The 24,196-nt window shown below is 59.7% G+C and carries 21 protein-coding genes and 1 pseudogene; 6 read left to right on the forward strand and 16 right to left on the reverse strand.

Annotated elements, in window-relative coordinates; all coding sequences use genetic code 11:
- The first annotated feature begins 356 nt into the window (after positions 1-356).
- The 3 genes from HKK55_RS29175 (at position 357) to HKK55_RS10310 (ending at position 4,053) form a co-directional block, all read left to right on the forward strand.
- Positions 357-1,403 (forward strand): hypothetical protein, encoded by a 1,047-nt coding sequence (locus tag HKK55_RS29175; protein ID WP_178128838.1) that lies wholly within the window; start codon positions 357-359, stop codon positions 1,401-1,403.
- 201 nt (positions 1,404-1,604) lie between these two features.
- Positions 1,605-1,985, forward strand: coding sequence for a RidA family protein (locus HKK55_RS10305; RefSeq protein ID WP_169354561.1), 381 nt, complete (start codon positions 1,605-1,607; stop codon positions 1,983-1,985).
- A gap of 67 nt (positions 1,986-2,052) precedes the next feature.
- Positions 2,053-4,053: a U32 family peptidase gene (locus tag HKK55_RS10310; protein ID WP_169354562.1), complete on the forward strand. Its 2,001-nt coding sequence runs from the start codon at positions 2,053-2,055 to the stop codon at positions 4,051-4,053.
- A gap of 18 nt (positions 4,054-4,071) precedes the next feature.
- Here the strand turns inward: HKK55_RS10310 and HKK55_RS10315 are convergent, their stop codons facing one another.
- On the reverse strand, positions 4,072-4,950 hold the full coding sequence (locus HKK55_RS10315; protein WP_169354563.1) for a LysR family transcriptional regulator: 879 nt from the start codon (positions 4,948-4,950) through the stop codon (positions 4,072-4,074).
- A 101-nt stretch (positions 4,951-5,051) separates the two neighbouring features.
- On the opposite strand from HKK55_RS10315, the gene HKK55_RS10320 reads away from it, so the two are divergent.
- Positions 5,052-6,434 carry an aldehyde dehydrogenase family protein gene (locus tag HKK55_RS10320; RefSeq protein ID WP_169354564.1) on the forward strand — a complete coding sequence of 461 codons (1,383 nt, stop codon included), beginning with the start codon at positions 5,052-5,054 and terminating at the stop codon, positions 6,432-6,434.
- A 7-nt stretch (positions 6,435-6,441) separates the two neighbouring features.
- Here the strand turns inward: HKK55_RS10320 and HKK55_RS10325 are convergent, their stop codons facing one another.
- From HKK55_RS10325 to HKK55_RS10355, 7 genes are all read right to left on the reverse strand, one after another.
- Entirely contained in the window at positions 6,442-7,689 is a 1,248-nt protein-coding gene (locus HKK55_RS10325) for a phospholipase D-like domain-containing protein (protein ID WP_169354565.1), read from the reverse strand.
- 66 nt (positions 7,690-7,755) lie between these two features.
- Complete coding sequence (gene xylB / locus HKK55_RS10330) at positions 7,756-9,240, reverse strand: xylulokinase (RefSeq protein WP_169354566.1); 1,485 nt, start codon at positions 9,238-9,240, stop codon at positions 7,756-7,758.
- Positions 9,241-9,256: 16 nt separating this feature from the next.
- Positions 9,257-10,249, reverse strand: coding sequence for a LacI family DNA-binding transcriptional regulator (locus tag HKK55_RS10335; RefSeq protein WP_169354567.1), 993 nt, complete (start codon positions 10,247-10,249; stop codon positions 9,257-9,259).
- 20 nt (positions 10,250-10,269) lie between these two features.
- A complete protein-coding gene (locus HKK55_RS10340; RefSeq protein ID WP_169354568.1) occupies positions 10,270-11,211 on the reverse strand; it encodes an ABC transporter substrate-binding protein in 942 nt (313 codons plus the stop codon).
- Between the two features lie 42 nt (positions 11,212-11,253).
- Positions 11,254-12,264, reverse strand: a complete 1,011-nt coding sequence (locus tag HKK55_RS10345; protein WP_237151336.1) for a ribose ABC transporter permease — start codon at positions 12,262-12,264, stop codon at positions 11,254-11,256.
- Entirely contained in the window at positions 12,257-13,801 is a 1,545-nt protein-coding gene (locus tag HKK55_RS10350) for a sugar ABC transporter ATP-binding protein (protein ID WP_169354569.1), read from the reverse strand. The genes HKK55_RS10345 and HKK55_RS10350 overlap by 8 nt, the downstream gene beginning before the upstream one ends.
- A gap of 496 nt (positions 13,802-14,297) precedes the next feature.
- On the reverse strand, positions 14,298-15,293 hold the full coding sequence (locus HKK55_RS10355) for a succinylglutamate desuccinylase/aspartoacylase family protein (protein ID WP_169354570.1): 996 nt from the start codon (positions 15,291-15,293) through the stop codon (positions 14,298-14,300).
- An 89-nt stretch (positions 15,294-15,382) separates the two neighbouring features.
- Between HKK55_RS10355 and HKK55_RS10360 the strand changes: the two are divergent.
- A pseudogene (locus tag HKK55_RS10360) lies at positions 15,383-15,922 on the forward strand (TetR/AcrR family transcriptional regulator); the annotation flags it as partial.
- Here the strand turns inward: HKK55_RS10360 and HKK55_RS29270 are convergent.
- The 8 genes from HKK55_RS29270 to HKK55_RS10390 form a co-directional block, all read right to left on the reverse strand.
- Positions 15,878-16,879: a DMT family transporter gene (locus tag HKK55_RS29270; protein ID WP_237151337.1), complete on the reverse strand. Its 1,002-nt coding sequence runs from the start codon at positions 16,877-16,879 to the stop codon at positions 15,878-15,880. The pseudogene HKK55_RS10360 and the gene HKK55_RS29270 overlap by 45 nt on opposite strands.
- Positions 16,876-17,574: an ABC transporter permease gene (locus HKK55_RS10365; protein ID WP_169354572.1), complete on the reverse strand. Its 699-nt coding sequence runs from the start codon at positions 17,572-17,574 to the stop codon at positions 16,876-16,878. Before HKK55_RS10365 ends, HKK55_RS29270 begins: the two co-directional genes overlap by 4 nt.
- 5 nt (positions 17,575-17,579) lie before the next feature.
- A complete protein-coding gene (locus tag HKK55_RS10370; protein WP_169354573.1) occupies positions 17,580-18,293 on the reverse strand; it encodes an ABC transporter permease in 714 nt (237 codons plus the stop codon).
- Positions 18,294-18,304: 11 nt separating this feature from the next.
- Complete coding sequence (locus HKK55_RS10375) at positions 18,305-19,141, reverse strand: transporter substrate-binding domain-containing protein (RefSeq protein WP_169354574.1); 837 nt, start codon at positions 19,139-19,141, stop codon at positions 18,305-18,307.
- Between the two features lie 25 nt (positions 19,142-19,166).
- The gene (locus HKK55_RS29420) at positions 19,167-21,161 is read right to left on the reverse strand and encodes an aminotransferase class I/II-fold pyridoxal phosphate-dependent enzyme (RefSeq protein WP_169354575.1); all 1,995 of its coding nucleotides are present in this window, start codon (positions 21,159-21,161) and stop codon (positions 19,167-19,169) included.
- 209 nt (positions 21,162-21,370) lie between these two features.
- Positions 21,371-21,499, reverse strand: a complete 129-nt coding sequence (locus HKK55_RS29425; protein ID WP_272902588.1) for a hypothetical protein — start codon at positions 21,497-21,499, stop codon at positions 21,371-21,373.
- Positions 21,500-21,510: 11 nt separating this feature from the next.
- The gene (locus tag HKK55_RS10385; RefSeq protein WP_169354576.1) at positions 21,511-21,729 is read right to left on the reverse strand and encodes a hypothetical protein; all 219 of its coding nucleotides are present in this window, start codon (positions 21,727-21,729) and stop codon (positions 21,511-21,513) included.
- Positions 21,730-21,814: 85 nt separating this feature from the next.
- Positions 21,815-22,360 carry a hypothetical protein gene (locus tag HKK55_RS10390; protein ID WP_169354577.1) on the reverse strand — a complete coding sequence of 182 codons (546 nt, stop codon included), beginning with the start codon at positions 22,358-22,360 and terminating at the stop codon, positions 21,815-21,817.
- A 425-nt stretch (positions 22,361-22,785) separates the two neighbouring features.
- Between HKK55_RS10390 and HKK55_RS10395 the strand changes: the two genes are divergently transcribed.
- Positions 22,786-24,195 (forward strand): circularly permuted type 2 ATP-grasp protein, encoded by a 1,410-nt coding sequence (locus HKK55_RS10395; RefSeq protein ID WP_169354578.1) that lies wholly within the window; start codon positions 22,786-22,788, stop codon positions 24,193-24,195.
- The last annotated feature ends 1 nt before the right edge of the window (position 24,196 follow it).

The following is a 24,196-nucleotide window of genomic DNA, read 5'->3' on the forward strand; positions in this document are numbered from 1 at the left end:
GTCATCTGCAATCGAGGAAGCACGAAATTGGAGGCCTTGCGAAGCGCCAGACATGTATTCGCTTGCTGACACCTGATGGTCGCACCGCTAGCCAGTCGATAGATTGACGCTAACGATCCGGCTTTCAGGCTGCGGCAGCGAGTCCTGTCGGGCCAAGCATTGATGATATGGCTCTCAAAGCGCCGTTCAATTACATCGGCGACATCTGCAAATGTGTTGTATGCACGATTCCTAACATGGCATATGATTTAACATAATATACATTATGCGTAGTATCGTATTAAAGCGACTGGCCTACGTCAGGTAGACTTGCTCTGGTAGAAACCAGGAATACAGAACCCAACCAAGGATTGATCATGGAAGCCAGAACCCTGTTCATCAAAGCCAGCCGTATCACTGAGTCGATGCTCGATCCCGTTCACATTGCCCGTAACAAGTCGGCGAATATCGAGACGACTATCTCGCTGGACACCAACATGCTCATCAGCATGGAAAAAGTCGTCAAGCATGGCAACAAATGGGCGTCTGTCAAAAAACAAGGCCTGCATAATCTAGTGAAGCTATTGCATCGTTGCCCGCCTCAAAGTGTTTGCTTGTCACCTGGGCTGGCGCTTAGCGAAATGCCTCCTGAGCTGGCACGTCAAGCAAGTGACGCCTATGAGCTTTTCTGCGCCCAACATCTGCCTCAGTTCATCGATACGCCGAATGCAGTTCACACCTTGTTCCAAGGCAAAAAGGAAGATTACGGTTATGACGACTTGTCGTCAGACGCCAAGGTTACGCTTGCAGTACCGTATGCCAGTCTGATTTATCTGAACGTTGCCGATCGAATGAAGTTGAAGCCCTTCGACAAGTTCAAATGGTTTATCGACAACCTTGAGGCGCATGTCGATATTCTGAGCGCTACTGAAATCGAAATCGCCAAATACTGCTTCGCAGAGCCCGACGCACATTCCCGGGAAACCATTGAGTTACGGCGCAAGGTCAGAAATAACTTCCTCAAGACTGGTGAAGAGAAACTGCCGGTAACCGTGGCGGATGTAAAGGCGATTGCCTTCAACGGAGCCTCTGATATCCGCCTCCTGCATGCCGCTAATATAACGGATCAGAACGGACTTGATGGCGTTCCACAAGACTGCTGGATAGCCACCAAAGACAAAAAATTGGTAGATTTCTGCAGCGTTTTCCACCATCTGAAAGCTGATGGTGAAGCCGGTAAATATGCCGCAAAGGTGGTACATACCGAGCATGTTGATGACCATTACTGGTTGAATGTCGATCGTTATGCGATTGAACGCGTAATGCAACGCAGTCATCATCATGACAAACGCGAAATCGATCACCAGCAACTACTCAATGCTGTCGATAGCGCGTTAAATGCAGCCACTTTGGCATTTGGCTAACACTGCCCTCCTACTCTGAATGCGGTTATGGGTTAACTAAACTAAATGACTGTTTAGTTTAGTTATAAAAATCAACATAGCGGCGTTGTTGGCAGCCATGCCATTGACGCTGACTCCGCGGCAATGTCGATCAGGACGACCGCAATTGAGTATGATCCCGCCTCTATCAAGGCCCCTGCCCCTCCAACCAAGAGATTTTCCATGCCAAACCAAGACCTAGCCTTCACCCCCGACCTCGACCCGGACTCCATTTCCTCCGACGTCATTGGGTTCAACGGCATCCTGGTTTCCACCCAGATCCCTACCCGCGCCGACGGCAGCCTGGAACTGGGCGACATCACCCTGCAAAGCGAATGCACCCTGCAATCCCTCAAAGTGGCCCTGGAACGTGCCGGCAGCTCCATTGACCGGGTCATGCACCTGACCATCTATCTGACCGACATGGCCGACCGCGCCGCCTTCAACGAAGTCTACAAACGCTACTTCGCCAAGCCTTGGCCGGTACGCGCGGCGGTTGGCATCGCGGCGCTGGCGGTGGAAGGCATGCGTGTGGAAGTCACGGCGATGGCGGCCAAAGGCTGAACAGGTGCCGGTCAGGCAATTCGCGGCTACAATGCGCACCTCCGTGACAAGCCTGACTAAAAAAACTATGTCCCTGCCCAAGCATCACCTGGAATTGCTCAGCCCCGCCCGTGACGTGGCCATTGCCCGCGAAGCCATCCTGCATGGCGCCGACGCCGTGTACATCGGTGGCCCAAGCTTCGGCGCCCGCCACAACGCCAGTAACGAGGTGAGTGATATCGCTCAGTTGGTGGAGTTCGCCCGTCGCTATCACGCACGGGTGTTCACCACCATCAACACGATCCTGCATGACAACGAGCTGGAGCCAGCCCGCAAGCTGATCCACCAGTTGTATGACGCCGGCGTCGATGCGCTGATCGTCCAGGACCTGGGGGTGATGGAGCTGGACATCCCGCCGATCGAGCTGCATGCCAGCACCCAGACCGACATCCGTACCCTGGGCCGGGCGAAGTTCCTCGACCAGGCGGGCTTCTCCCAACTGGTATTGGCCCGCGAGCTGAACCTGCAGGAAATCCGCGCGATTGCCGACGAAACCGACGCCGCCATCGAGTTCTTTATCCACGGTGCGTTGTGTGTAGCCTTCTCTGGTCAGTGCAACATCTCCCACGCCCAGAATGGCCGCAGCGCCAACCGTGGCGACTGCTCCCAGGCCTGCCGTCTGCCCTACACCCTCAAGGATGACCAGGGCCGCGTCGTAGCCTTCGAGAAGCACCTGCTGTCGATGAAAGACAACAACCAGAGCGCCAACTTGCGTGCACTGGTGGATGCAGGCGTGCGTTCGTTCAAGATCGAGGGTCGCTACAAGGACATGGGCTATGTGAAGAACATCACCGCCTATTACCGCCAGCGCCTGGACGAGATCCTCGAAGATCGTCCCGACCTGGCCCGCGCCTCCAGCGGCCGTACCGCACACTTCTTCCTGCCCGACCCGGAAAAAACCTTCCACCGTGGCAGCACGGACTACTTCGTCAGCGATCGCAAGATCGACATCGGCGCCTTCGACACCCCGACTTTCACCGGCTTGCCGGTGGGTGTGGTCGAGAAAGCCGGCAAGCGTGACCTGCTGGTGGTGACCCACGAACCACTGTCCAATGGCGACGGCCTCAATGTGCTGGTCAAACGTGAAGTCGTCGGGTTCCGTGCCAACATCGCCGAGCCTAAAGGCGAGTTCGACGAGGACGGTGAAAAACGCTACCGCTACCGTGTCGAACCCAACGAAATGCCCGCCGGGCTCCACAACCTGCGACCGAATCACCCGCTGAACCGCAACCTGGATCACAACTGGCAACAGGCCTTGCTCAAGACCTCCGCCGAGCGCCGGATTGGCCTGTCCTGGGTCGCTCGCCTGCGCGAAGACCGTCTGGAACTGACCGCCACCAGCGAGGAAGGCGTCAGCGCCAGCGTCGCCCTGGACGGTCCGTTTGGCGTGGCCAACAAGCCGGAACAGGCCCTGGAGCAACTGCACGACTTGTTGGGGCAACTGGGCACCACTCAGTACCACGCCACGGCTATCGAACTGGATGCACCGCAGGCCTTCTTCATCCCTAATTCACAACTCAAGGCCCTGCGCCGTGAAGTGATCGAGGCGCTGACCGAGGCTCGCATCAAAGCCCATCCTCGGGGTGGCCGCAAAGCCGAGACCACACCGCCACCGGTGTACCCGGAAGCGCACTTGTCTTTCCTGGCCAACGTCTACAACCAGAAGGCCCGGGAGTTCTATCACCGTCACGGGGTCAAGCTGATCGATGCGGCCTTTGAGGCCCATGAAGAAACCGGCGAAGTGCCGGTGATGATCACCAAGCACTGCCTGCGTTTCTCCTTCAACCTGTGTCCCAAGCAGGCCAAGGGTGTCACTGGCGTGCGCACCAAGGTCGCGCCGATGCAGTTGATCCACGGCGATGAAGTGCTGACGCTGAAGTTCGACTGCAAACCGTGCGAGATGCACGTGGTGGGCAAGATCAAGGGGCATATCCTTGGCCTTCCGCTGCCGGGTAGCGGCGTGCAACAGGTGGTGGGCCACATCAGCCCGGCCGACCTGCTCAAGACGATTCCTCGCGGTACCCACTGAAAGACGGGCGCAGGCTGATCAGGCCTGCGCCCTCACCAACCCCTGCTCCTCCAACAACCGCACCAGCATGGTCAAGCTCTGGGACACCGTGCCCCGGCGCCAGATCAGCCACGTCTGCAAAAAGCGCAAGTTGTCGCAAAGCGGCCAGACGCTCACTGCCGTAAACCCCGGCATGCTCTCCAGCATGCTGCGAGGCATCAATGCCAGCCCGGCGCCGGCACTGACGCAGGCGAGCATGCCGTGGTACGACTCCATCTCGAAGATTTTGCCGGGCACTGCACTGTCCTGGGTGAACCAACCCTCGAAGTGGTGCCGGTAGGAACAGTTGGGCCGGAACGTGTACAGGCTCTCACCGCCAACGTCCTGCCCGCGGGTAATCGGCGGGTGGTGCAGCGGCGCGATAATGACCATTTCTTCCTCAAACACCGGGACGCCTTCCAGCGCCGGGTGCAGCACGGGGCCGTCGACGAACGCGGCGGTCAGGTGCCCGGCGAGTACACCGTCGATCATGGTGCCGGACGGGCCCGTGGCCAGGGCCAACTCGACCTTGGGGTGCTTCTGGTTATAGGCGGCCAGCAGCGCAGGAATCCGCACGGCAGCGGTGCTTTCCAGGGAGCCTAAGGAGAACGGTCCCTGGGGCTCATCGCCGGCGACGGTCATGCGTGCCTCTTGTACGAGTTCCAGGATGCGCCGGGCATAGCCGAGAAAACTCCAGCCAGCCGGCGACAGACGCAAACGGCTTTTCTCGCGAATAAACAGGTCCACCCCCAGGTCCTGTTCCAACTGTTTGATACGGGTGGTGAGGTTTGACGGCACCCGGTGAATCAACTGGGCAGCGGCGCTGATGCTGCCCTGCTCCGCCACTGCCTTGAAAATTTCCAGCTGGACCAAATCCAAGTCACTCTCCAAACGTGAATGAAAGGCTTAGTATTATTCAGTTTCCGGAAAAGCAACAGCGCCGTAACCTGAGCTCATTCTTCACTGAGCAGGACGGTGCCATGACTCCCCTTCCCTACGCTGTTTCCATCAACCCCGCCAACGGTGAGACGGTGGGCCAGTACCCTTTTGAAACCCAGGCCCAGCTGGATGCGGCGTTGACACGCGCCACCGTTGGCTTTGCCGCGTGGCGTCGGATTCCCGTCGAACAACGTGCGCAAAAACTGCTCGATCTGGCCCGGGTACTGCGCGACAGCCTCACATCCATGGCGCAGATGATCACCCTGGAAATGGGCAAACCCATCACCCAGGCCCGCGCCGAGATTGAAAAATGTGCCCAGCTCTGCGAGTGGTACGCCACAAACGGCCCGGCCATGCTGCAGGCCGAGCCTGTGCAGGTGGACAACGGCCACGCGCGCATCGAATACCGCCCGCTGGGACCGATCCTGGCCGTGATGCCGTGGAACTTCCCGATCTGGCAAGTATTGCGCGGTGCGGTACCCACGCTGCTCGCGGGTAATACCTACGTGCTCAAGCACGCGCCAAACGTGATGGGCTGCGCCTACCTGCTGCGGGATGCGTTCCAGCGTGCAGGGTTTGCCGAGGGCCTGTTCGAGGTGATCAACGTCGACCAGGACGGCGTCTCCAAAGCCATCGCTGATCCGCGAATCGCCGCCGTGACCCTCACCGGCAGCGTGCGTGCCGGGATGGCGATTGGTGCCCAGGCCGGTGCAGCCTTGAAGAAGTGCGTGCTGGAACTGGGCGGCTCCGATCCGTTTATCGTGCTTAACGATGCCGACCTCGACGTCGCGGTCCAGGCCGCCGTGATTGGCCGCTACCAGAACACCGGCCAGGTATGCGCCGCGGCCAAGCGCCTGATCGTCGAGCAGGGAGTGGTGGAAGCCTTCACCGCTCGTTTTGTCGCCGCCACCCGCCAACTGGTCATCGGTAACCCGCAGTCTGCTGAAACCTACGTGGGCCCCATGGCGCGCTTCGACCTGCGCGATGAGCTGGATCAACAAGTCCAGGCCACGCTGGCCGAAGGCGCCACGTTGCTGCTGGGCGGCAACAAGGTGGACGGTGCCGGGAATTACTATCAGCCGACCGTGTTGGCGGATGTCACCGACCAGATGACCTCCTTCAAGCAGGAACTGTTTGGCCCGGTGGCGTCGATCATCACCGCCCGTGACGCCGAGCACGCCCTGGCGCTTGCCAATGACAGCGAGTTTGGCCTGACGTCGACGGTTTTCACCGCAGACCTTGAGCGGGCACGCCACATCGCGGACCGGCTGGAAACCGGCGGTGTCTTTATCAATGGTTACTGTGCCTCGGACCCTCGGGTGGCCTTTGGTGGCGTGAAGAAAAGCGGGTTCGGTCGAGAGCTGTCGCACTTCGGTGTACGTGAGTTCTGCAATGCGCAGACGGTGTGGATCGACCGGCACTGATGGATGCTCACATGGGCGTATCGGTGACTCGCAGCGCAACGACGCCCTTGCCCAGATCAACCAGTCTCACGTAGTGCGCAGCGTCATTTCGGCCAAAAAAAGTATCGGCTCTCTGACCGGTTAATCTGTCGTGGAACTTAAAAGGCTCTGTGATCTGGCGCTTTATATCCGCTCTGAAACGGTCTGCGTGAGTATCGATCCAGCGAATAGCCGCACGACACTCTGCCAACGGGCGGCGCATACCCGGAGTGACGTTCGGCAGGACCGCTGGATACAAGGAGAGTGTCGAAATATTGTATTTCATGTACACATGGCAGAGTTCCTGCCCGGCCGCGTTAAATACCGTGACACGTAAGTTGGATTCACCCTGCGTCGATTTTCGGGCCAGCTCAGATGCATCAACCTGCGCCGTCCACTCAGGCTGTTGGCGGATGTCTCCCACGTTGAGATCTACCTGATCTTCGATAATTGAATAGACGGTATTGTTTACCCTGACCCAACCGATTTTCCCTTCCTTCGATATACACAGGTAACGGTACTGAGGCTTAAGACGGTGGCTCTCTTTATTGATAGACCAGGTCAGTAGATGTGGCCCCATTAACGAGTACTGAAACATCGATTTGCTGTCGCTGTAGCGTGAAGACACCCTGCATTTTCGAGGGTTTGATTGTGGCCTTCGCCCCAGCGCCGACGTCACCTGGAGGCCGATTTTCCGCTCTTTCTTCGAGCTTTGCTTTCTTGCAGAGCTCAAATGTATTTCAGCCTGATCAATCTCGTTTTTTAACGTCTCATAGCGCGCCGAAAAACTGTCTGCCTTCTGTTTTACCGCCTCCAAAAAATCAGGCGTGATCTTCTCGGCCGCAGCCTCCAGTTTCGAGACAATCGAACGAGCTCGAGTGTTCATTCCACTAAACAGGAAGCTGACCTCTTTGCTCCGGGTATTCCCATTATCCGTAAAGTTCTGGCTGCCCACCGTAATGAACGACCCGTCGGCGATAATCATCTTGGCATGCAGGTTGGGAACCGAATAAACCTCAAACTTCGCGTCTATAAGCGCTTTTATCGTGCAATAACAGGAGGAGCCGAACGCGAGTACCTGCACATTCAACAGCGTGAATACTTTCGCGCTTTTACCCAGTTTTGCTATGTCTAAAGCGACGTCCCCTGTCAGATAGGGGGAGAATATTTTCAGGTCGACTGTGTTGTTTTTCAGTTTGCCCGTGATCAGCGGCACAATATTTTCAGTAAATTCCAATGCCCGTCATCCTTGTCAGTACCGCCTCGGTTTGTGCGGCGGCAGAGTATCAGACCCGGGCGGGTTTCACTCATGCAACGCCTGCGCGGCCGTCAACAGCCCTTGGAATTTGCGATAGCGAGCCTGCAATCTTGGCCGTTGTGCAGCATCCGGAACAAACCGCACCTTGACCGGCATGCCTGCCGACAACAGTTCGGCGCCAAGCCCCATAGCTTGAAACCCCAGTTTCGCCGCACCAATGCACGCGCTCAGTTCGCTGCCCTGCAAGGTATAAATCTCCCGCTCGAGGATGTTAGCCAGCAACTGCGCCCAGTACTCACTGCGGGCACCACCGCCCACCAGGGCACAGGCCTGTACTGTTGCGCCGGCGGACTGCACCGAATGCAGCGCATCCAGCAACCCGAAACCAACCCCCTCCATCACCGCATAACCAAGCATTGCCGGGGTGCAGTCGTGGCCCAGGTTCATGAAACCACCCCGCAACAAGGGATCGTTGTGAGGTGTTCGTTCCCCGGCCAGGTAGGGCAGAAACAGCGGGTTGGACAGCGGTACCGGATGCCCGATCGGCAACAGTGCCTGCACCTGATCCAGCAACGCCTGTTCCTCGGCGAAACCCGTCAACCGGGTCACCCAACGCAAGCAACTGGCGCCCGCCAACATGGCACCCATGGTGTACCAACGATTGGGCAACGCATGGCAAAAACTGTGCACGGCACTGGCAGGATTGCCCGCTGCATGGTCAGTAATGGCGACGATTGCAGCGCTGGTGCCCAAGGTGATAAACCCGTCACCGGCGTTGATTGCGCCAATACCGACCGCTGCGACCGGGTTGTCCCCTCCTCCCCCGGCGATCACCAGGCCAGGGGGCAGATTCAGCTCTACCGCTGTTGTGTGGTTCACGCGTGCGCTGGCGGCACCGCCTTCTACCAGCGACGGCATTTGCGACAGTTTTAGCCCTGTGGCACGCAGCATTGGCTCGAACCAGCAACGGTTGGCCACGTCCAGCCACAAGGTGCCGGCTGCATCCGAGACATCGCTGATGCGTTCGCCGCTCATGCGCAGGCGCAGGTAATCCTTGGGTGACAGCACACAGTCGATGGCGTTGAACACCTGTGGCTCATGCTGCTGCATCCATAGCAACTTGGGGGCTGTCAGCCCCGCCATTGGCAAACTGCCGGTGACCTCGGCAAAGCCTGGGTAGTCACGCCCCAAGGCTTCGGCCTGGGCCACCGCCCGGGAGTCGTCCCAGAGAATTGCCGGGTACAACACGCGGTCGTCGTCCCCCAGCAACACCGCGCCATGCATCTGACCGGACAGGCCAATGCAGCACACTCGGGCAAACGCCTCGGGCTGCTCAAGGCGCAATTGATCCAACGCACTGAGGCAAGCCTGCCACCAGTCATGCGGATTCTGCTCGGACCAGCCGCTGCGGCGCCGCGACACCGTCAACCGGGCACCGGCATGGGCCAGGACGCCGCCGCGCTCATCCAGCAAGATGGCCTTGAGTTCCGAAGTGCCGAGGTCGATTCCGAGGGAAACAGGACTGCTCATACCGATGATTTTCCGATCAAGGACAGCCGCATGAATGGCGAATCCGCAAAGTGGGTGCCAGGCGCACACTGTGTTTTTTACGTTTGGGTGATGCCATGCGTTCCAGCAGCAAACTGACTGCTCGCGCGCCCAGCTCCTGGACGGGTTGGGCAATCAAGGTCAGGCGCGGCACAAAGAAGTCTGCCCAGTCAAAATCATCGAAACCCACCAGCGCCATTTGCCCAGGCACCTCGATCCCTGCATCACGCAACGCGTGCATGGCGCCAAGGGTCATCAGGTTGTTGCCGGCCATGATCGCCGTGGGTGGCGATGACAGCGCCAGCAACTGCCGGGTGGCCTGCCGCGCCGGTTCGCTGTTGGAGCCGCCATTGACCAGCAGCGCCGGATCCAGGGGAAAGCCCGCTGCCTGTAACGCGGCCTGATAGCCCAGCACTCGCTCGTCAGTGGTGCCTAGCCCGGCGCGCCCGGCGACGAAGCCGATACGCTGGTGCCCATGCTCGATCAGGTGCGTGATCAGGGCCTGGGTGGACTGGGTGTTCTCCACCCCGACCTGATCAAACCCGTCGTCGACCATACGGTCCACCAGCACCGCCGCGATGGAGTTAGCTTGCAGGTACTCCAAGGCCAGCGACCCGCTGGACGGCGCCAGAATGATGCCGTCCACCCGTCGATGATGCAGCGCCGTGATCACCCGCAGCTCCTGTTCGGGATCGTCATGGGTGTCGACGAACAGCATCATGAAGCCATGCTTGGCGCACTCGGTTTCAATCGCGTGCACGGTTTCGCTGAAGTAATGGTTGGAGAGCGCCGAGATCGCCACGCCAATGGTGTTGGTGGTCGAGCGCGCCAGCGAACGGGCCAGGGTGTTGGGGATATAACCCAGTGCCTGGATCGCTTGCTGTACTGCCTGCACCGTGTCCGCGCTGACCTTGCGGGTGCCGTTCAACACGTGGGACACCGTCGACGTCGACACGCCGGCGATCTTCGCCACATCATCCATGGTTGCCACGTTGCTCTCCCCTTACTGCCTCAATGTTTGCTCGACCAACCGCTGTAAGTGCCCACGTTGTCACGGGTGATCAGCTTCGGCGTGAGCAGGGTAACCGCTTCGGCCGGGACCTTGTCATTGAGAATGTCGTTGCCGACGTTCACCGCGGTCTGGGCCATGGCCCATGGGTCCTGGCTGGACGAAGCCTGGATCGATGATTCGGTCTTCAGGGCGTTCTCGATGTCCGGCGCACCGTCCACGGAAGTAATGATGATACCGCTGCGTTTCAACTGGCGGGCGGCCAGGTCGCTGCCGATGGCTTGCGGGTCATTGATGGCGAACAGTCCGTCGATTTTCGGGAAACGCGTCAGGTAGCCCTGCATCACGTTCAGCCCGCCTTCACGGGAGCCCTTGCCGTCCTGGTCATCGGACAGCACCTTGATATCCGGCGCGCCGGCCAGGGCCGCTTTGCAACCTTTGACCCGGTCGGTCACCGCCGTCACTTGCGGGCCGTTCTGGATGATCACATTGCCCTTGCCCGCCAGCTTGTCGACGATGAACTGGCAGGCCAGCTTGCCGGCCTCGACGTTATCGGTCTGCACCGTGGCATTCACGCCCTTGGCATCGACGTCCACCGCCACCACCACGATCCCGGCATCCCGGGCTTTCTTGATCGCGGAGGCCATCGCCGAGGGGTCGACGGCATTCAATAGGATCAAGTCGACCTTGGACGAAATGAAGTTATCGATCTGCGAAAACTGTTTGCTCAGGTCGTAATCGGCCGACACCGAAGTGACTTTGACCGCTGGGTTCAACGCCTTGGCTCGCGCCGTGGCACCGTCGGCCAGGGTCACGAAATACGGGTTGCCCAACGACCCCATGCTGATGCCCATGGCTTTCAGTTCACGGGCCTGTACGGCTTGTGACATCAGCACGGCCAGGCTCAAGGAGGCGACAACAGGAAAGATGCGTTTGAAGTTCATGATGGCTCTCTTGTGATTGTTGTTGAGAACAGCATTGAAAAATCAGGTCCGCACACCGGACTGGCGATAACGATCCAGCGCCACCGCGCCAATGATCACGATGCCTTTAATGATGTACTGCCAGATGTCTGACACCCCCAGCAGCACCAGTCCATTGGTCAGCACCGCAATGATCAGTGCACCAATCAGGGTGCCGCCGATGGTGCCGACGCCGCCGGTAAAGCTGGTGCCGCCGAGGATCACCGCCGCAATCGCATCCAGCTCATAGGATTGGCCCAATTGCAGGCCGTTGGCGGCGAACAGTCGCGAGGCGCTCATCACTGCGCCCAAGCCGGCCAAGGCACCGGACATGGCATAGACGAACAGCAGCACCTTCCACACCTTGATCCCGGACAGGCGCGCCGCTTCCGGGTTGCCGCCCACGGAATAGATCTGCACCCCCATCACCGTACGCCGCAGGATGAACCACGACAGGCCGATGACGGCCACTGCGATCACCACCAGCCACGGCACGCCAAGGATCGAATCGTTGCCGATAAACGCAAACGGCAGGTCCGGGTTGAACACGGTCTTGTCGTCGGCCAGCAACCGCGCCAGGCCACGCATAGCGGTGAGCGCACCGAGGGTGACGATAAACGGCGGCAGGCGCATGAAGGCGATCAACCCGCCGTTGACCAGGCCCAGCAACAGGCCGAAGCCGACACCGGCAAAAATCCCCAGCATGCCGTACTGGGGCGACATCGACGCTTGCAGCGCAACCACGGCAGACGCGGCGAGAATCGCCCCCACCGACAGGTCAATGCCGGCGGTGAGGATCACAAAGGTCATGCCCGCCGCCAGCACCACATTCACCGAGGCTTGCTGGGTGATGATCGACAGGTTCTGCACCGTCAGGAAGTTCTCGCTGGCCAGGGCAAAACCCACCAGCAACAGCACCAGTACCGGCAGCATGCCCACCGTGCGCATCAACTCTTGAATACGCTCGCGTTTGTTGACCGTTGCAGGCGTGTCCAGGCTCATCGCGTTGCTCTCCATCTTGTTGGGATTAGCCATGGGCGGCCACCTGCTCGCCACCGGTGGCAAGGTCGATAATGCGTTCCTGCGAGATTTCATGGCCGGACGCCCCGCCCACTTCGGCCACCAACTGGCCCTCGCGCATGATCAGCACGCGGTCACAGGTACCGATGATTTCCGGCAGTTCGCTGGAGATCACCACAATGCCGACGCCGGCCTTCGCCAGTTGATTGATGATCCGATAGATTTCCGACTTGGAACCGATGTCCACGCCTCGGGTGGGTTCGTCGAGGATCAGCACATGGGGCTTGACCTCCAGCAGTCGCGCCAGCAGCACCTTCTGTTGGTTACCACCGGACAAGGCTCCGACATTGACCTTGCCCGAGGCGACGCGAATCGACAGTGACTTGATGGCATCAGTGGCCCGCTGCGCCGCGTGACCTCGGTCCAGCACCCCACCCGCATGGGCATCCGGCACACAGGCGCAGACATTAATGTTGTCGGCCACGCTCATGTCGAGGAACAGCCCCTGGGCTTTGCGATCTTCGGTGAGGTAGACGACGCCGGCACGGATCGCATCCGCCGGATTACGCAGTTGCGTCACGGTCTTGCCCACCACTTCCAGGGTGCCGGAGATGCGCGGGTCGGCCGCAAAAATCAGGCGTGCCAATTCGGTACGCCCGGCGCCCACCAGCCCGGCGATGCCCAGCACTTCGCCGGCGTGCAAGTCGAAGCTGCATTGGCGCACGCGTTTGCCGTCGGCCATGTCGCGCACGCGCATCACCACGGCGCCTGGGTCGTAGGCCGCATGTTCTTTCTTATAGAACCCGGAGAGGTCGCGACCTACCATCATCTTCACCAGCACCTCGGCAGACAGCACGTCCCGGGCCAGTTCGCCAACGTATTCGCCGTCACGCAGCACCGACACGCGGTCCGACAGTTCATAAATCTCGGCCATGCGATGGCTGATGTAGATGATCGCCAGGCCTTGGCTGCGCAGTTGTTTGATCAAGGCGAACAGCCGGTCCGTCTCGCGGGACGACAACGGCGTGGTGGGCTCGTCCATCACTAGGATTTTGGCGTGGGCATGTAGGGCGCGGGCGATTTCCACCAATTGGCGTTCGGCAATCGACAGCGTGCTGATCCGGGTTGATGGTTTGAACTCGGCCCCCAGCCGCGCCAGGACTTCAATACAACCGGCCTCCATCCCCTTGCGGTCGATGGTCCAGCCACGGCGCAGCTCACGGCCCAGGTAGATGTTCTCGGCCACGCTCAGGTTCGGGCACAGGCTCAACTCCTGATAGATCACAGCGATGCCGAGGGCTTTGGCGGTGCCAGGGGTGTAACGGGCGACAGGCTGGCCTTCGATGCGGATTTCGCCGCCATCATCGGCCTGATAGGCACCGGAGAGAATTTTCATCAGGGTCGACTTGCCGGCGCCGTTCTCGCCCATCAAGGCGTGGATTTCACCGGGGAAGACTTTCAGGCCGACGTTTTTGAGCACCCGCAGGCCGTTGAAGGTCTTGGAGATGGCGCGCATTTCAAGCAGGGGAATTGCGGTGGTTTCAAGGTGCATGGTGACCCCGATATTTTTATTGTTGTACCTGGATCATCACCGATAACGCGGTATCGGGTGACCTGATTGGGGTCGACTCTAATCAGATAAATTTACTTGCGCAAGCGCTTGCGTGCGCCTTTTATCGGATGATGAAACGTTTCATCACGTACTAAAAGAGATAAACACGCACGATCATTCAGGCCATTTCCCCACTCATCTCAAACAACTGTTTGATGGTCTCGCCCAGCAAAGGCAGCCAGTCAGTCTGTTTGTTAGCTATAGCAAGATGCACCAATAGGCTGCGGTCTTGGCCTAAGGATCAGCCTTTCCAAGGTCTTTGAGCATGCCGCCCAATACGCTTGAAACCTCCAGCTCAGGGCAGTGAAGATCAAGGGTGGGAGTTGTCGAGCCTCGCCGGGGCTCGACAACTCCCACAAGGTGTTCACATCGCCGGTTAGATCTTCATCCCTGGCCTGATGCGACTGATTTTTTAAAGACCTTGAAAGGGCTGGACCTAAGGATCCAGCACCCCACCACTCCAGTTCTCCGACAAACGACTGCCGGTAAACTTCGCCACCACAGAGCCCTGGGCTATCAACCGCTCCCGATGCCGAGTCACCAGCCGCCCGGTTTGTGCAGCACGTAGCACAACCTCAGAGCCCGGGTCGCCGGGCCGCCGGATAATCCTGGCAAACCGCTCGCCCTCCTCGATCGCGTCACCCAAGGCTTTTTCAAACACCAGCACGCCCGCACAAGGCGCAAGAACGGTCTCCATGCAGCCCATGTCTATGACCTGCCCTTGCCACTCGGAAATCACCGCAACTTCATCGATGACCCCGCTTACGCAGAGCCAGGCCCAGAGACCTTCGGCGTCCTGCTGTGCCAGCGCGTCGCTCACATCCGCCTGGCCTCGCAGTTCAATGGTTGCCGCCAGTCGTGGGTCGGCATGGGCAATGATGGTTTCTTCAAAAGAACCATCTCCGCCCTCGTCCCAGACAATCACCAGGTCCACCTTCAAGGCCGCCGCCAACGCCAAACCGTCAGGCCAGAAGTTGCGATGGATGTACAGGTACGGCAAGGCCTCGTCATCGGTGTGCAGGTCCAGCACCAGATCGGCATCACCGGCCAGTTGCACCAGGCTCTTTTGCCAGTGCGCGAGGTTGCTGGCCGGCCGTTCCATTGCCAGGGAGTGATCGAAAGCGCGGTTGAAATTCTGCCCGGTAGCATCGTGAAAACGCCCCAGCAAGCGCCCCTGGCGAAACTGGCCGATGCCGAGCGGGTTGGCCTGGGGCACCACCGTGATACTGCCCTTGAGCCGCCCTTGATCCTGGCATGCCTGCAAACGGGGCAACAGTTGATGCAGCACCAGCATCCCGGCGATTTCGTCGGCGTGTACCCCGGCTTGCAGGTGCACCCTCGGTCCACTGCCGTCGCCTTCAAAGCGCCAGGCGCCAACCTGCAGCGTATTGCCCGAGTCTCCGGTCACTTGCCAGGAAATATCTTTTGCCATGCCGCGCCCTCCTCTCATCATTTGTGGGTAGAGATTGAACACCCGTTCAACTAATCTGATTGCTCTGGTATTCCTCCAAGGCCATTGCCGTGACTGTCGACCCTCCCAAATTGCGCCGTGCCGACCCCGACGAGCGCCGCGACTTGCTGATAGCCGCCACCCTCACGAGCTTGGCCCGAGATGGTCATGCCGGGATTTCCGTACGGCGGATCGCGGCGCAAGCCGGGGTTTCCGTGGGCTTGCTCAATCACCATTTCGGTAGCATCGATGCCCTGATCGCCGAGACCTATCACAAACTGGCCAGCGAGCTGACCGCTGCGCTGTGGCAGGAAGTCGATCTGGTCCAGGGCCCTGCTGCGCGGCTGGATGCTTTCCTGGTCGGTTCGTTTTCCTCCCGGATCATGGACCCCAAGCTGCTCGGCGTGTGGGTGGTGTTCTGGAGCTTGATTCGCCACTCGCCTCACGTGAATGAGTCCCATGAAAAAAGTTACCGCGCCTACCTCGAACTGATCCGCCAACTGCTCGACGACCTGGCCGTCAGCGAAGGTTTGGTGATCCACGACACTCGCCTGGCTGCCATCGGCTTATCGGCGATGCTCGACGGACTCTGGCTCGAGGGGTGCCTCAACCCCGACACCTTCAGCCCCGCCAACGGGCTGCACATCTGTCGCTGCTGGGTACAGGGGCTGCGTCACGGAGCATTCGGCGCCGACCACGTCCTGTGACTCGGAATGCCGGGCGCTGAGCATGGCCAACGTGCCGCTGACGGCAATCAGCACGGCACCGATGATCAACGAGACGTCCATCGAGGTGCCCCAGATCAGGCTCGATAGCAGGAATGCCCAAATCAACCCCGTGTATTCGAACGGCGCCAACAAGGTTGCAGTGGCACGGCGGAAGCTGGCGAACAGCAGGAACTGACCAATGCCGCCCACCAACCCTGCCGCCAACATGCCCAACCAGGCTGGCGTGGGTGACGGCGTGTGGGTCCAGGGCAACGTCACCGCCATGCACATCACAAACACCACATTGGTGATCAACATCTGCTCCAGCACCGAAGTGCCGGGATCGACCTGGCGCAGTTGGATATAGGTAAAAGCCCAGCACAAGGCCGCTGCCAATGTGAGCGCTATCGGCAGCGGATCGACCATGTTGCTGGGCCGGCAGGCAATCACTACGCCGACAAAGCCGATGACCAGCGAGATCCACTGCCCGCGACTGGCACGTTCCTTGAGGATCAGCGCGGCCAGCAGCGTGACCATGATCGGCGCGGAAAAATACAGGGTGGTCATTTCCGCCAGGGTCAGGTCCTTGGCGGCGGTGTAGTACAGCAACCACGCCAGCAACGACAGCAGCCCACGCACGATCAACAGTTTGCGGCTGCCGGAATGCCAGGCGCGGCGCAACAAGCCCAGGCGCCCGGCAATCACACAAGCGACCACCACCACGAGGCTGCGCCAGAACAGGATGGTGAACACTGAATAGTCGGCCACCAGCCATTTGATCGCGGCGTCCTGCAACGCCAGGAAGGCATAGGCTAGGGAACACAGGGCAATCCCTTGTAGGGAGCGGTCGGCGTTGTTCATCCCGCGGACCTGCGCAACGGCGTGCCGCGTCGTTCGGCAATGGCGTACATGGCCTCGATGAGGAAGGTCAGGCACAGGTAGACCCCAGCCACCAGCAGCAGCGGCTGGTAGATCTGTAGGGTCTGAGCACGCACCACGTTGGCGGCGCCCAGCAGGTCGACCACGGCAATCGTCGATGCGAGGGCGGTGGACTTGAGCAGCATCACCGTCTCACCCGCCAGGGTCGGCAACAACAGGCGCATGGCCCGTGGCAAGCGCACCCGCAACAGCGCCTGGCGTGGGGTCATGCCGAAGGCCGAAGCGGCCTCCATTTCACCCTTGGGTACGGCCAGCAGGCCACCGCGAATCACTTCCCCCACATAAGCACCTACCGACAACACCAAGGCAAAGACGATGTACCAATAGCCGTCCCGCAGGAATGGCCAGAGGAAACTGCCACGTATCAGCGGGAACTGGGCGAAGAGACTGCCCAGGCCATAGTAGAAAATGTAGATCTGGATCAGCAGCGGCGTTCCCCGCAACGCACTGGTGTAGACCACGGCACAGCGTGCCAGCCACTTGCGCCGAGACAAACGAGCCAGCGCCACCAGCACCGCCAGGGCAAAGCCCAGCACTGCGGAAACTACCAGCAGCGACAAGGTAGTCTGCAAGCCTTTGCCGATCAGTCCTGCGTAATAAATTATCCAATCTGGCATGGGGTTCACTCGACCACGGGCATCCAGCGACGAATACGTCGTTCCAGGCGTCCGGACAGGTAGTTGGAGGCCAATGTCACCAGGTAATACAAGGCAGCGGCCGTGAGGTAGAACAACAAGTAATGCCGGGTCGAGCCCGCCGCCTGCTTGGCGGTGTACAGCAGCTCATTGGTGCCGACCACGCTGATCAGCGCGCTGTCCTTGATCAGGTTGATCCACAGGTTGGACATGCCGGCCAACGCGTAAGGCGCCATGATCGGCAATGTCACCCGACGGAACAGGCCAAAACCACTCAAGCCAAAGGCTCGTGCGGCTTCGATCTGGCCGTGTGGAATCGCCAGAATTGCCGCCCGGAATATCTCCGAGGCATACGCGCCCTGCACCAGCCCCAGCACCAGAATCGCCACCAGCGGCCCGCTGATGTTGACCTGGGCAAAACCCAGCCACAGCATCAGCGCGTTGAGTCCCATGGAACCTGCGTAATACAGCAGCAGAATCAGCAGCAACTCGGGCACCGCCCGAAATACCGTGGTGTAGCCGCGCATCACCAAGGCAATCGGGCGTGGTGCACTGAGCTTGGCACAGGCCACCACCAGGCCGATCAGCAGCCCGACCACAAACGATCCGGCCGAGATCTGCAGGGTCATCCATAACCCTTTGAGCAGCGCGTTACCCCATCCTTGTTCGCTGAAATTGAGTAGATCGAACATCGCCGGCATTTCAGGCTTCCTTACTGGGCGTAGGGACTGTCGCAGACTTTGCTCACGTAGGCAGGCGTGTCCGATCGTTTGCAGGGGCTGACGGACAGGCCGAAGTACTTCTCGGACAAGTCAGCGTAGTCCTTGCTCACCAGCAGCTCGCCGATGGCCTTGTCCAACCGGGCTTTAAGTTCGGTGTCTTCCTTGCGCAAGCCGGCACCGACGCCACGGCCGATGATCGGGTCGTACGGCACGCTGGCGATGTGGGCCAGGTCCTTGGCTTCCGGGGTTTTCACCATCATTGCGATGGCGGTGTCGTCGGCCATCATGTAGTCGATGCGCCCAGCGATCAGGTCAGCATTGGCCGATTCCTGGGTGTCGTAATACTTGAGGTCGGCGATGTTCTCGTAGTACTTCTTCAGGTAGTTGGCGCTGACGGTGGAGATCTGCACACCGATCAACTTGCCCTTGAGGCCCGCCGGGGAGATTTCCACTTCGGCGCCCTTGGGCCCTGCCACACCCAGCAGCGAGTCGTAATAGGCGCGGCTGAATGCAATCTGCTTTTCACGCTCATCGGTGACCGACATCGACGAGAAAATCACGTCGATCTTCTTCGCCAGCAACGAAGGAATAATTCCGTCCCACGCCACTTCCTTGATCTGACAGTCGGCTTTCATGCCTTCACAGAGCTTGTGGATCAGGTCCACTTCAAAACCCGACCATTGCCCGTTACCACCCTTCACGGTGAACGGTGGATAGGGTTCTGCTGCCACCGCAAACACGATGGGCGTCTGCGCCGCCAGCGCCGTACCGGCCGCCAGCATCAACACCGCACTGCTCAACCACTTTGCCAGTCGTTTGGAAGTCATGATCTTGCCCCGTCTTTTTATGGAGTTAGCGAGTTTGATGCGCGTTGACGAACTGTCGGCAACGCTCACTGCGTGGATCGATAAACACCGAGTCCGGCGAGCCGGTTTCCTCGATCAAGCCTTGATGCAGAAACGCGACTTTGCTGGAGACATCCCGGGCGAAGGCCATTTCATGGGTCACCAGGATCATGGTGCGGCCCTCTTCTGCCAGGGAGCGAATCACCCGCAGCACTTCCCCTACCAGTTCCGGGTCGAGGGCCGAGGTGGGTTCGTCGAACAGCATGACTTTGGGGCGCATGGCCAAGGCACGGGCGATGGCGACGCGCTGTTGCTGGCCGCCGGAGAGAAATGCCGGGTATTCGTTGCGCTTGGCGGCCAGGCCCACGCGGTCGAGCAAGGCTTCGGCCCGTTCGATGGCCTCGGCACGGTTTTCGCCCAGGACCTGGGTCGGTGCTTCGATCAGGTTTTCCAGCACCGTACGATGAGGCCACAGGTTGAAGTTCTGGAACACCATGCCCAGGGTCGAGCGAATCCGCACCAATTGCTTGGCGTCAGCCACCAGCGGTGCGCCGGGGCGACCGTAGTTGAGCTTGATGCTTTCGCCGTCGACATGAATGCTGCCCTGATCCGGCACTTCCAGCATATTGATGCAGCGCAGCAAGGTGCTTTTGCCCGAGCCACTGGCGCCGATCAGCGAAATCACCTCGCCTTCGTGGGCCGTCAGGGAAATACCCTTGAGCACGTCGATATTGCCGAAGCGTTTGTGCAGGTCGATGACTTCGATCATCTTGCGGGCTTCGGCGGGTTGTGGCGCGATGATCTTGGCAATCGGGGCTACCTGTGGCTCCCCCGCCAGCTTGCCAACAAACCCGGTGATGCGCTGGCAGGCCTCGGCCAAGCGAGCTTCACCCAGGGTGAATGACAGTCGCACAAAGCCTTGGGCCGGCTCGCCGAATGCTGCCGCATCCAGCACTGACACACCCGCTTCCCGGAACAGCCGCCAGGCAAAATCCAGGGAGCTGAGGCCTGTGTCGCGCACATCCACCAGCACGAACATCCCGGCCTGGGGCGCTTGCACACGGATGCCTGGGCAGCCGCTGAGCCCAGCCACCACCAAATCACGGCGGCGGCGGTAGGTTTCACGCATGCCCTGGGTGACTTGGTCATGGGCCAACACCGCAGCCAGGGCGGCTTCCATGATAAACCCCGGCAAACCATAAAGCATGCTCAGCACCAGGGTTTCGGCGTGGGCAACCATCGCCGGGGTGGCGATGATCCAGCCGATACGCCAGCCGGTCATGGCATGAGACTTGGACAGGCTGCCAATCACGATGCAACGTTCGGCCATGCCCGGCAGCGCAGCCAGGCTGTGGTATTCACCGTCGAACACCAGGCTTTCGTAAACCTCGTCCACCACCACCCACAGGTCATGGGCGACGGCCAGGTCGGCAATCACCTGGAGCTCGTCGCGGTTGAGTACTACGCCGGTAGGATTGTTCGGGTTGGAAAAGAAAAGCGCCCGGGTACGCGGCGTAATCGCAGCGGCCAGCAACTGCGGGTCAAGGCGAAAACCTGACTCTGCCGAGCACGGTACCCGCACCAACGTAGCGCCACTGGCTTTGAGCGTGGCTTCGTAGGTGACGTACATCGGATCAAGCACCAGTACTTCATCACCCGCCTGCAGCAGGCACATCGAGGTGACGAACAACGCGTTCTGCGCCCCGGCAACCGTGATGACGTTTTCAGCGTTGAGTGAGCGCGCCAGGGAATGGCTGTAGCGCTTCGCGATGGCCTCGCGCAACGCCAGGCGGCCAGAAATTTCGGTGTAGTGGGTGTCGCCCTGGCGCAGGGCGTCGATGGCCGCATCGGTGATAAACGACGGTGTGGCGAAATCCGGATCACCGACACTGAGGATGATCACATCTTCGCCCTTGCTGCTGGCTTCGAACGCAGCGTGGTGAATGTCCCAGGCCGCAACGCCCTGTCCTGCAATTCTCTCAACGAAGGGTGAAAACCGCATGCCAGTGCCTCTCGTTCAATCATAAAAAGCGCAAGCCCGACTGTCGCCAGTCAGGGGGTGCAGTCAACATAATTGAAACTGAACACTCGTTCAACGGTAAATTTCACAGGGTGTCGCTTACAGCTAAAACAGGTCGGGCTCAGGTTAAGCAGATATGTCTCCAGCCTGTAGCCGCTGCCGAGGCAGCGGCTACAGGCTGGCGTATGGCTTTAGTCCTCCTCGGTATTGCCCACATCATCCAAATCATTCAGCGGCACTTCCGCATCATCCATAAGTGATCCCGGATCTTCATTGCCCGGGTCGTTGAGCTCATCATCCTCATCAATCTCAAGTGACATGTCGTTTTCCTCTAACCGCCCTGGGTATCGATATCGGCATCAGTGTCCGGCTTGGGCTCACGCTCGGGCTTGAAGTCTGGACTGTAGTCGTTTTCCGCTGCCTTGGGATCACGGGCAGGCCTGGGGTCCTTCGGTGCATCGGCGCCCGTGCCGGGGGCGGGCTCACCACGGTCAATCGCTGGATCATTGCGGCCGCTGACTTGCGGGTCGTCTTTATCGTGTGTGCTCATGGTCACCTCTTCGCAGAGCCTTGAAAAAATACATCCTGCGTAAAGGTAAGGCGCTGCCCTGGAGGCTGAAGTTCATTCCAATTAGCTAGGCGCCAGGGTTATCTATCTGGATATAGAAGGCATAAGCCTCCAGCAGCACCCAGAACACCATGAACAACCACGGGGTGCGCACCGAAAACAGCAAGGATTTGCGATAACCCTTGTGGGATGACTCGGTCTCGCAAAACAGCGGGGAATCATCATAGGCCAAGCCCATCACCGGCTCACTGCGCAGCAGCTGGCTTTGCTTGAAGTGCCAGTGATCGATGATGTCGTAGGCGGCGCGAATGCCCGGCCAGGCATTGAGCGAACTGAGCACCCCGAGCATCGCCAGGAACGCCGGCACCACCAGAGTGAACAACTTGCCCCACTCCGGGTTGAGATTGCCCATGCAGGAAACAAAGGCGATCACAAGGAATGATTGTGCCGTGAGGTAGGCATCGGTGCGGTTGGCCAGGATGGTGGTTTCGTACTGGATCTCCCTCCGGTAGAAGTCCAGGCGGTCCTTGGGCGAGCCGAAAATCTTAGCCGTGTGCTCGGTATGGTCAGTCAACGCCGACTCTGGCGTGTGTGGAGAAATGATTCTGGGCACGATCAAATGTCCTCCCGGGATCGAATATCGTTAGAAGAATCGGCCTTGCCCGAAGTTCAAGTTCGTTCGACGCACCATCTTGGAGCGCACTTCAACGTTGTGGCGAGCGGGCTTGCCCGCGTCGGGTCGCGAAGCGGCCCCAAAATAGGGACCACTACGCTGCCCAACACATGCAAGCCCCCTAAACCACAGCTTTATCGCAGCGCAAGACCGGTTTAGGCACAGGCATTGCTTTACCCCTTCAATACCCTGCCGCCACTCACCATTGAAGGAGCAATCGTTACCCCCCGACCCAGAGCCGACCCCAAAAGAAAGTAAGGACCAGGCCCACTGGCACCATCAGCCACGGGCTCATATAAAAATGCGTTTTTTAAAGCGGCAGTGCCAACCCAGGTATCACCCCCCGGCACTGACAAGGTACTGGAATGGCTCGATCTTTCTTTGATGAAATGAATGACGCACAAGGCGTTTGCCGTGCGCACTATCAAGAGTTCTCTCGCTGGCTGGCCAATACGCCGCCGGAACTGCTGGCCCAGCGCCGCCGTGAAGCCGATCTGCTGTTTCACCGCGCCGGGATCACCTTCACCCTGTACGGCGACGAGCAGGACACCGAGCGCCTGATCCCCTTCGACATCATTCCCCGAAGTATCCCCGCCAGTGAGTGGAGCATCATCGAGCGTGGCTGCATCCAGCGGGTCAATGCGCTGAACATGTTCCTCGCCGACATCTACCACGACCAGCGCATCATCAAGGCCGGGATCATCCCCGCCGAACAAGTCCTGGCCAACGAGGGCTATCAGAAGGCGATGGTCGGCCTGGACCTGCACCGCGATATCTACTCGCACATCTCCGGCGTCGACCTGGTGCGCGACGGCGACGGTACTTACTACGTGCTCGAAGACAATCTGCGTACGCCCAGCGGTGTCAGCTACATGCTCGAAGACCGCAAGATGATGATGCGCCTGTTCCCGGAAGTGTTCGCCAAGCAGCGCATCGCACCGGTGGACCACTACCCCAATCTGCTGCTCAAGACCCTGAAAAGCTCCAGCCGCCTGGACAATCCCAACGTCGTGGTGCTGACACCGGGCCGGTTCAACAGCGCATTCTTCGAGCACGCGTTCCTGGCCCGGGAAATGGGCGTGGAACTGGTGGAAGGCGCCGACCTGTTCGTCCACGACCTCAAGGTGTTCATGCGCACCACCGACGGCCCGAAAGCCGTGGACGTGATCTATCGGCGCATTGACGACGCGTTCCTCGACCCGCAGGCGTTCAATCCCGAGTCAATGCTCGGCGTGCCTGGCCTGGTGGCCGCCTACTGCGCCGGCAACGTGGTGCTGGCCAATGCCATTGGTACCGGAGTGGCGGACGACAAATCGATCTACCCCTATGTGCCGCAGATGATCCGCTTCTATCTGGATGAAGAGCCGATTCTGCAAAATGTACCGACCTTCCAATGCCGCAAGCCGGAGGAGCTATCCCACGTCCTGGCCAACCTGCAGGACCTGGTGGTCAAGGAAACCCAGGGCTCCGGCGGCTACGGCATGCTGGTTGGCCCGGCTTCCACGGCCGCTGAAATCGAGGACTTCCGCCAGCGGATCAAGGCTCGACCCCACGCCTACATCGCCCAACCGACCTTGAGCCTGTCCACCTGCCCGACCTTTGTCGAAAACGGCATCGCGCCCCGGCATATCGACCTGCGGCCCTTCGTGTTGTCGGGCAAGGAAACCCGCCTGGTGCCCGGTGGTTTGACCCGGGTTGCATTGCGCGAAGGTTCATTGATCGTCAACTCGTCGCAAGGCGGCGGAACCAAGGACACCTGGGTGGTGGAGGGCTGAA

This window comes from Pseudomonas sp. ADAK18 (assembly GCF_012935695.1).
Taxonomy (GTDB): Bacteria; Pseudomonadota; Gammaproteobacteria; order Pseudomonadales; family Pseudomonadaceae; genus Aquipseudomonas.